The sequence below is a fragment of the Micromonospora sp. NPDC051296 genome, assembly GCF_040682255.1.
In the GTDB taxonomy this organism is placed as follows: Bacteria; Actinomycetota; Actinomycetes; order Mycobacteriales; family Micromonosporaceae; genus Micromonospora; species Micromonospora craterilacus.
In genome coordinates, this window is the sequence record NZ_JBFBAO010000519.1 from 1 (window position 1) to 3,720 (window position 3,720).

The window sequence follows — 3,720 nt, forward strand, 5'->3', positions numbered from 1 at the left end:
CGTTCGAGCGGCTGGTCGAGGTGGTGAGTCCGCAGCGGTCGCTGGCGCGGCATCCGCTGTTCCAGGTGATGCTCGCGTACGACAACACCGACCCGGCGGTGGCCCTGCAAGCCCTTCGCGAGCTGCCCGGCCTCGATGTCAACGCGGCCGAGGCCGACTCCGGCACCGCCAAGTTCGACCTCTTCCTGGCCCTCGAGGAGCAGTGGGCCACCGATGGTGCCCCGGCCGGACTGGTGGGTGCGTTGGAGTACGCGACCGACCTGTTCGACCGGGCCACCGCCGAGGCGATGGTGGCCCGGTTCGAGCGGGTGCTGCGCGCCGTGGTCGCCGACGCCGGGTGCCGGATCAGCGACCTGCCGCTGCTGGACGACGCGGAACGGCACACGCTGCTGCACGACTGGGCCGGACCGCAGCGGCCAGCGGCTACCCGGGACGTCACCGAGTTGCTGCGGGAGCGGGCGGAGACCGACGGCGACCGCCTCGCGATCGTCGGGGACGACGTCCGGCTGACCCACGCCGAACTGGACCTCGCCGCCAACCGGTGGGCGCGGTACCTCATCGGGCGCGGCGTCGGGCCGGGCAGCCTGGTGGCGCTCGCCGTCCCCCGATCGCCCGATTCGCTGGTGGCGATGCTGGCGGTGCTTAAGGCCGGCGCCGCCTACCTGCCGGTGGACCTCGGCTACCCAGCGGAGCGCGTCCGGTTCATGCTGGACGACGCCACGCCGGCACTGGTGCTGACGACCACGGCGGTGGCCGGCTCGGTCCCGCCGGCCGGAGTGCCGGTGGTGGCCGTGGACGACCCAGCCTTTCGCACCGGGGCCGCCGCGCTGGCGGACACCGCGGTGGAGGATCGGGAGCGTGTGGCGGCACTGCGGCCGCAGCATCCCGCGTACGTCATCTACACCTCCGGCTCGACCGGGCGGCCCAAGGGCGTTGTGGTCACCCGGGCCAACCTCAGCCACTTCCTCGCCTGGGCGGTCGACGACCTGGGCCCGAAGCGTCTCGAGCGCGTGCTGCTGTCGACTTCGTTCAGCTTCGACGTGTCGGTCTTCGAGGGTTTCGCACCACTGGTCACCGGCGGCACCGTCCGGCTGGTGCCGGACCTGCTGGCGCTCGCTGACCCGGCGCACGGCTGGACCGGCACCCTGATCAGCGGCGTGCCGTCGGTGATGGACAAGTTGCTCGACCAGCCCGGCCTGGCCATCACGGCGGACGCCGTGGTGCTGGCCGGCGAGGCACTGACTCGGTCCACCGCGGAACGGGTCCGGGCCGCGCTGCCGGACGCCGAGATTTTCAACATCTACGGTCCGACGGAGGCGACGGTGTACGCCACCAAGGCCAGGGGAGCCGGCGGCCCCGCCATCGGTCGGCCACTCGACCGGGTCCGAGCGTACGTGCTGGGCGACTCGCTCGACCTGGTGCCCGCCGGCGTGGTCGGCGAGCTGTACCTTGGCGGCGACGGGGTGGCCCTCGGCTACCTCGGCAGGCCGGCGCTCACCTCGGGCCGGTTCGTCGCCGACCCGTTCAGCAGCTTCGGCGAGCGTATGTACCGCACCGGCGACCTGGTCCGCTGGTCGGCCACCGGCGAGCTGGACTACCTGGGCCGGGCCGACGACCAGATCAAGGTCCGCGGCTATCGCATCGAGTTGGGCGAGGTGCAGGCCGCGGTCGCCGCCGCGCCCGGGGTGGCGCAGGCTGCCGTGGTGGTCCGGGAGGACCGGCCCGGCGACAAGCGGCTGGTCGCCTACGTGGTGCCGGCGCACGGTGCGGCCGTGGACCCGGCCGCCTGGCGGGCCGCGGTGGCCGACCGGCTGCCCGAACACATGGTGCCGTCGGCCTTCGTGGCATTGGACGACCTGCCGCTGTCGCCGAACGGCAAGTTGGACCGCAAGCGCCTCCCCGCACCGCTGGTGACCTCCGGCGCCGGCCGTGCACCGGCCAACGCCGCCGAGACCACGCTGTGCGACCTGTTCAGCGACGTGCTCGGGGTGGACCAGGTCGGCGTCGACGACGGCTTCTTCGACCTCGGCGGCGACAGCATCCTGAGCATCCAGCTGGTCGGCCAGGCCCGCGTGGCCGGGCTCGCTTTCACCGCGCGGGACGTGTTCGAACGCCGTACTCCCGCCGGCCTCGCCACGATCGCCGGCATCGCCGAACCGCCGGTCCGGTCCGGCGCGGACGGCACCGGCCCGCTGCCGATGACGCCGATCGTGAGCTGGCTCGCCGCGGCCGGCGGCCCGATCGACGAGTTCTGCCAGTCGGTAGTGGTGACCACCCCACCGACCCTCACCGAGCCGGCGCTGGTCGCCGGAGTCCAGGCGCTGCTGGACCGACACGACGCGCTCCGCCTACGCCTGGCCGGCATCGGACCGGATGGCTGGCGACTCGAGATACCCCCGCCTGGTACCGGCGCGGCCGCCGAGCGGGTCACACGGATCAACTGCGCCGCCTGCGACGAGACCGAGTTTACTGGCGTGATGGAACGGGCGGCGGCCGCTGCCCGTTCCCGCCTCGCCCCGGCCGAAGGCCGCATGGCCGAGGTGGTGTGGTTCGACCGCGGGCCGGACACCGCGGGCCGCGTCCTGGTGGTCGTACACCACTTGTCGGTGGACGGGGTGTCCTGGCGCATTCTGCTGCCCGACCTGGCCGCCGCCTGCAGGGGCGACGCCCTGGCGCCGGTCGGTACCTCGCTGCAACGGTGGGCCGAGGAACTCACGGCCCGGGCGGCCGATCCCCGGCACACCGACCGCCTGGACTGGTGGGACGCGGTCGCCGGCGCAGCGGACCCGCTGGTCGGACCCCGACCGCTCGACCCGGCGGCGGACACCTACCGCACCGCCGAGTCAGTCACCGTTACCACACCCGCCGCGCTGACCGAGGCGCTGCTCCAGCGGCTGCCTGCGGTCGTTCGGGCCGGCGCCGACCAGATCCTGCTGACCGCGCTCTACGTCGCGGTGGGGGCCTGGCGCGCCGACCGGGACCAGCGGTGCGATGGCCTGTTAGTGGACGTGGAGGGGCACGGCCGGCACGAGGACCTGGTGCCCGGCGTCGACCTGTCCCGCACGGTCGGCTGGTTCACCACCCTCTACCCGCTGCACATCGCGCCGCTGGCCGGCGACCCAGTCGACGCGGCCGGCATACGGCGGCTGCTCGCCGAGGTGAAGCAGCGGGTCCGGGAGACCCCTGACCACGGCGTCGGGTACGGGCTGCTGCGCTACGCCAACCCGGACACCGCCGCTACCCTGGCCCGCCACCGTGCGCCGCAGATCGGGTTCAACTACCTGGGCCGGTTCGGTGCCGACGGCGTGACGGAGGACTGGCAGCTCGATCCGCACGCGGCTGGCAGCGGCGGCGGACACCACCCGGACCAGCCGCTGCCGCACGCGATCGACGTCAACGCCGTGACCGTCGACGGCGCCGGCGGTCCGGTCCTTACCACGGTGTTCACCTTCTCGGGGCGACTGCTCGCCGCCGCTGACGCCCGCAGGCTGGCGGACCACTGGCAGCGGGCGCTGCGGTTGATCGGAGATCGGCTCGACGACCCGGAGGCGGGCAGGCTCGATCCGAGCGACGTCCCGCTGTTGTCGGTGAGCCAGTTCGAGATCGACGAGTTCGAAGACAGCCTGACCGCAGATTGGGAGCCGCAGCAGTGAGCCGCAAGCAGACGATCGAGGACCTCCTGCCCCTGACCCCATTGCAGGAGGGCCTAGTCTTCCACAG

Annotated in this window: 1 protein-coding gene; it reads left to right on the forward strand. The window is 73.3% G+C overall.

Translation table 11 applies throughout. The features are described from left to right. A partial coding sequence (locus tag AB0M52_RS32145) for an amino acid adenylation domain-containing protein (protein ID WP_363961484.1) occupies window positions 1–3,653 on the forward strand: 3,653 nt, incomplete at its 5' end. Window positions 3,654–3,720: the final 67 nt, after the last annotated feature.